The organism is Frankia sp. CeTa3Moorea, assembly GCF_978021225.1.
On sequence record NZ_CDXDOR010000183.1, the window covers coordinates 1 to 4,034 of the forward strand.

Genomic DNA, 4,034 nt, shown 5'->3' on the forward strand with positions numbered 1-4,034 from the left:
CGGCGAGGACAGCGGTCAGGGTGCACACCACATCCAGCTGATGATCGGCGTCGACGCCGATCTCGGTCGCGTCGCGGAAGGCGCCGACGCGGCGGACGGTGCGGGCGATGCGGGCCGCGAGCAGGGAGACCAGCCGGTCGGTGGTCTGGGAATGGGCGAACGCGGTCCGGCGGTAGTCGGCGTCGGCCGCGTCGATCGCGGCGTCAAGGTCGTCCATGGCGGTATGTCGCTTCGGAAGGGAGCCGCACTGAGGCGGCGAACGGTTCAGGCAGTGGGCAGGGGCACCCATTCCGTCGGTGGGGTGGGGTTGGCCTGCTCGGTGTGGATCAGGTCGCGGATCTGTGCGCGCAGGTAGTCGTCGGTGTTCGTGAGGGCGGGGTCGTCGGCCCAGACGATCGAGTCGACCAGCGACGTCGTGTCGACGACCACACCGCCCAACGCGTCGGTGGTGTAGCGACGGCCGCAGCGCGGGCACTCGACGACGGTGCACAGCAGGTAGGCCGTCCAGGTTCCGTCGGCGAAGTGGCGACGTTCCTCGGCGACGATCTCCTCGTCGCCGATGGGTCCGGCGTAGTAGTCGAGGTCTTCGGCGATGTGCACGCCGACCCGGGGCGGGGCGGCGGTAAGCGCGGTCATGGGCGGCTCCGGTGCGGGAAGAGTTGCGGATCGATGGCCGTGCCCCCGGGCAGCGCGGTGCCGGCCCGCGCGTGGGCCGAACGGGGGCCGATCAGGTCGGCGGGTGCGCGAGAGGTGGGCCGGGGATGATCTCCCAGGCCCATTCGTAGGCGCCGAGGTAGTACAGGCCGTCCGGGGCGGGCTCGACGACGGTGACGTAGTCCCACTGGCCGCTGTGGACCGAGACGGTGCCGTCGTCGCTGATCGTGATCGTGTCGATCTCGTCGGCGGGCACGGTCGCGGCAAGTGTGTCGGTCTCGGCCGCCAGTTGGCGGACCTGGTCGAGGGTGAAGCCGGGAACGGCCCAGCCGTTCCAGCGGTCGTCGTTGGCCGGGACCTCGTACTCGGTGAAGACGTCACTGATGGTGACGCGCATAGTGCTGGTGGGCGCCATGTCGTACTCCAGAGCGTGTGCGGCACGGACGCCCAGCCGGGCGGGCGCACATGCGCCCGACCCGGATGGGCGTCTCCGTCGGAGGAACGGCCGGTCAGGCCACGGGGACGCAGCAGGCCAGCGGCACACCTTCGAGATCGAAGGACTTGGCGTCCGCCGGGATGAAGAACCGGCGGCCACCCCTGGCCCGAAGCCGGTCAGTGGAGTCGGCGTCGAGGGCGACGATGCCGTGCTTGCCCTCGATGCCGACGAGCCGGCCGGTCATCCCTTCGAGATAGTTCGGCTTGACCCGGACGAGTCGCACCGTCGTGCCGGTGGTCAGCGCCGCGGCCCGGATCTCGGCGAGCGATGTTCGCCGCTGCCGGATGACCTCGGCGAGGCGGTTGAGGTCTTCCTCGGTCGCGTGCGACAGGATGAAGTCGGTCGCGACCGCGAGAGTGGGTTCGGACATAGAGGTGCCTTCCTGTTCAAGGCATGGGAGACGTCCGACCCGGCGGGGTCGGGTCCGTGCGGTGGCGATCAGCCGACGGTGAAGCTCACCCGCCCAGACACGCACAGCGGCTCCGGGCACATCACGGTGTTGCCGTCGTGACGGCGCGCGTCGTGGTAGTCGAAGTCGGCGTGTGCCCGGTTGGCGTGGAACATCCACGACCCGTCGTCGGCGTACCAGTCGGCGCCGCAGCTGTCGCACACGGCGTGGCAGGTGAACACGTCGGAGTCCTCACGGATCGCGTAGATCAGCGCGTCGGTGTCCAGCTCGGGCGGGCCGGCGTACACCAGCCCGACGTCGCGTGATCGGTAGTCCCCGACCGCGCCATGGACGTACACGCCGGGCCAGACCACGCCGGGGCGGGTGACGATGTCCCACTCGTCGGCCGGGCCGGTCAGCGCGCGCCGCCACCGGTAGACGACTCCGACGGTGTGGAACGGGCGCAGGACGCGGATCGCGGTCAGGCTGCGGCCCTCGTCGAGGTAGCTGGCACTGGACGTCTCGTAGGCAAGATCGTGCACCGTGAGGTAGCCGAGCTTCTCCAGCTCCCGCACCCCGTCGGCGTCATCGAGGTAGGCCGGCCCGTCGTCGTTCCCGGGTGCCACATCCTCCCGGTCGATCTTGGTGAAGGCGTCGGCCACGTACAGGCTGGTATCGCCGTCGTAGCCACCCGGCCGGTTGGTCATCCGCAGCACGGTCGCCAGCGCGGGCGCGTCGGCCACCTTGACGCTGTTCAGGATCTCGGTGACCGTGTCCTGCGCGTCGACCGACAACTCGTGGTAGTCGACGCGCGTCGCAACGTCCACGGCGTCACTCCTTCCGTGACGCCCGCCCGGTCACGGCGGGCGGGCAGGCTGACGCCGGCCCCGGACCGTTCGGTCCGGCGCCGGCGAGGTGAGAGGGTCAGCTGCCGATCAGGTAGGTGCCGTCGTGCAGCGCCGTGAGGGGCCGGTGCCCGCCCGGAGCGTCCGGGTACGGCACGTGCAGCAGCAGCCGGCCCGCGAGCACGCTGTCGGCGTCGTCGGGCACGCGGCGCACCGTGAACGTGAACGCCCCGCGCGGGTCCCCGACCGAGATGTGGACCGTCACCGAGTCCTCGGACTCGTCCGCCGTGACGCCGGCATGGTTGCACCAGCTCAGCGGCACCGCCTCCGGCACATGCCCGCCGCCCGTCTCGGCGTCGTCAGGGTCGGCGTCCGGGCAGTCCGCGCCGTAGCACTCCCCCAGCCAGCGGCCGTCTGACGTTTCGGACAGCGCATCGCCGCAGCTGGAGCACCGGTAGGTCGTGTCGCCGCCGATCTCGACGGTGACCCTTTCGTGGTCGTCGTCCACGGTCTCGACGGTCCGACCGTCGACCAGCACCGAGAACATCGTCGCTTCCGCCTCCTTCGGGCCAGGTCAGGATTCGGTGTAGATCCGCCCTTGGCCGTCGCAGTGGAAACCGGCCTCTCCGAGCGTGATCGGAAAGCTGAACGGCCGGCCGTCCTCGTCGAGCAGCTGCACCGCGGGCGACCGGCCAGCCGGTGCCTGGATCTCGCAGCGCATCCGTCGGCCCGCGACCCGCAGGTACATGCACACCTCCGAATACGGCAGCACCACGCTCCGGGTCTCACCCGGAGCCACATAGCTGATCAACCTTGGTTCCCTTCTGATCGGCACCGACCGGACGGGGCGTGCTCAGAGCACGTCCACCGTCCAGCTGTCGCAGTCGTCGGCCTGGCCGGACACCTGAAGCTCGATGTCGCCCAGCAGCCGGGCCTGTTCGTGCAGCCGGTCGCCTTCCGGGCCGAAACCGCAGTCCCACAGACCCGCCCCGGCGCGCTGACGGGACAGCACGTACTCGGCGCCCAGGTCCTCCGGCGTCGGCGCCTTGTCGCCGAGACGGCACGCGAGGCTGAACAGGTCGCCGATGCCGTCGACCAGGAAGTCGCGGATGTCCTCGACCGGCGCGCCGTCGAGGAACTCGATCTCGGTTCCGTCGAACCCGCTGCCGTAAAGGTTCGTGGACTGATCGGGCGCCCACTCGACGACCGCCGTCCTGATCAGCTGCCGCCAGACCCCGAGCTTGAAGCGCGTCAGGAAGTCCGGCGAGACCGTGTCACAAACGGCCACGGCGATGCCCTTTCTGTTGAACGTCACGGAACAACCCGGACGGAAGGAGGTGCGCCACTACCACGCTGGCGCACCTCCTTCCGGGTCGGTCACACCGCCGGTCGGATGTCCCGGTCACGGCGGCGCAGCGACTCGACGATCTCCCGGCCGAACATCGCCGCGATGAGCAGCAGATGCACCACCAGCAGATGCACCACCAGCAGGACGAACAGCTCCAACAGGAGCAGCAAAAGCGCCATCCCGAGATGGTGACGCACGTCCTGAGTACGAAGACCACTCCGAACGAAACGCAGCATGGTCACGCTTCCTTTCCCGAGCCCAACCGACCTAGTGGAAAGACGAACCGACGAACACGTGCGGGGA

9 protein-coding genes are annotated in these 4,034 nt (G+C 69.7%); all 9 read right to left on the reverse strand.

Annotation, left to right across the window (positions count from 1 at the left end):
* Positions 1 to 217: hypothetical protein (locus tag AC08OV_RS21595; RefSeq protein ID WP_476620210.1), on the reverse strand; the 217-nt coding region annotated here is incomplete at its 3' end.
* Between the two features lie 47 nt (positions 218 to 264).
* Positions 265 to 636 carry a hypothetical protein gene (locus AC08OV_RS21600; RefSeq protein ID WP_476620211.1) on the reverse strand — a complete coding sequence of 124 codons (372 nt, stop codon included), beginning with the start codon at positions 634 to 636 and terminating at the stop codon, positions 265 to 267.
* A 91-nt stretch (positions 637 to 727) separates the two neighbouring features.
* The gene (locus AC08OV_RS21605) at positions 728 to 1,069 is read right to left on the reverse strand and encodes a hypothetical protein (protein WP_476620212.1); all 342 of its coding nucleotides are present in this window, start codon (positions 1,067 to 1,069) and stop codon (positions 728 to 730) included.
* Positions 1,070 to 1,163: 94 nt separating this feature from the next.
* Entirely contained in the window at positions 1,164 to 1,520 is a 357-nt protein-coding gene (locus AC08OV_RS21610; protein ID WP_476620213.1) for a hypothetical protein, read from the reverse strand.
* A gap of 68 nt (positions 1,521 to 1,588) precedes the next feature.
* On the reverse strand, positions 1,589 to 2,365 hold the full coding sequence (locus AC08OV_RS21615) for a hypothetical protein (RefSeq protein ID WP_476620214.1): 777 nt from the start codon (positions 2,363 to 2,365) through the stop codon (positions 1,589 to 1,591).
* A gap of 97 nt (positions 2,366 to 2,462) precedes the next feature.
* On the reverse strand, positions 2,463 to 2,930 hold the full coding sequence (locus tag AC08OV_RS21620) for a hypothetical protein (protein ID WP_476620215.1): 468 nt from the start codon (positions 2,928 to 2,930) through the stop codon (positions 2,463 to 2,465).
* A gap of 27 nt (positions 2,931 to 2,957) precedes the next feature.
* Positions 2,958 to 3,194, reverse strand: a complete 237-nt coding sequence (locus AC08OV_RS21625; protein WP_476620216.1) for a hypothetical protein — start codon at positions 3,192 to 3,194, stop codon at positions 2,958 to 2,960.
* A gap of 42 nt (positions 3,195 to 3,236) precedes the next feature.
* Positions 3,237 to 3,698, reverse strand: coding sequence for a hypothetical protein (locus tag AC08OV_RS21630; RefSeq protein ID WP_476620217.1), 462 nt, complete (start codon positions 3,696 to 3,698; stop codon positions 3,237 to 3,239).
* 62 nt (positions 3,699 to 3,760) lie between these two features.
* Positions 3,761 to 3,910 carry a hypothetical protein gene (locus AC08OV_RS21635; RefSeq protein WP_476620218.1) on the reverse strand — a complete coding sequence of 50 codons (150 nt, stop codon included), beginning with the start codon at positions 3,908 to 3,910 and terminating at the stop codon, positions 3,761 to 3,763.
* Between the last annotated feature and the right edge of the window lie 124 nt (positions 3,911 to 4,034).

Bases quoted from the DNA above. Each gene is read 5' to 3' on its own strand.
- AC08OV_RS21600 (WP_476620211.1), bottom strand. From the start codon at position 636: ATGACCGCGCTTACCGCCGCCCCGCCCCGGGTCGGCGTGCACATCGCC.
- AC08OV_RS21605 (WP_476620212.1), bottom strand. From the start codon at position 1,069: ATGGCGCCCACCAGCACTATGCGCGTCACCATCAGTGACGTCTTCACC.
- AC08OV_RS21610 (WP_476620213.1), bottom strand. From the start codon at position 1,520: ATGTCCGAACCCACTCTCGCGGTCGCGACCGACTTCATCCTGTCGCAC.
- AC08OV_RS21620 (WP_476620215.1), bottom strand. From the start codon at position 2,930: ATGTTCTCGGTGCTGGTCGACGGTCGGACCGTCGAGACCGTGGACGAC.
- AC08OV_RS21635 (WP_476620218.1), bottom strand. From the start codon at position 3,910: ATGGCGCTTTTGCTGCTCCTGTTGGAGCTGTTCGTCCTGCTGGTGGTG.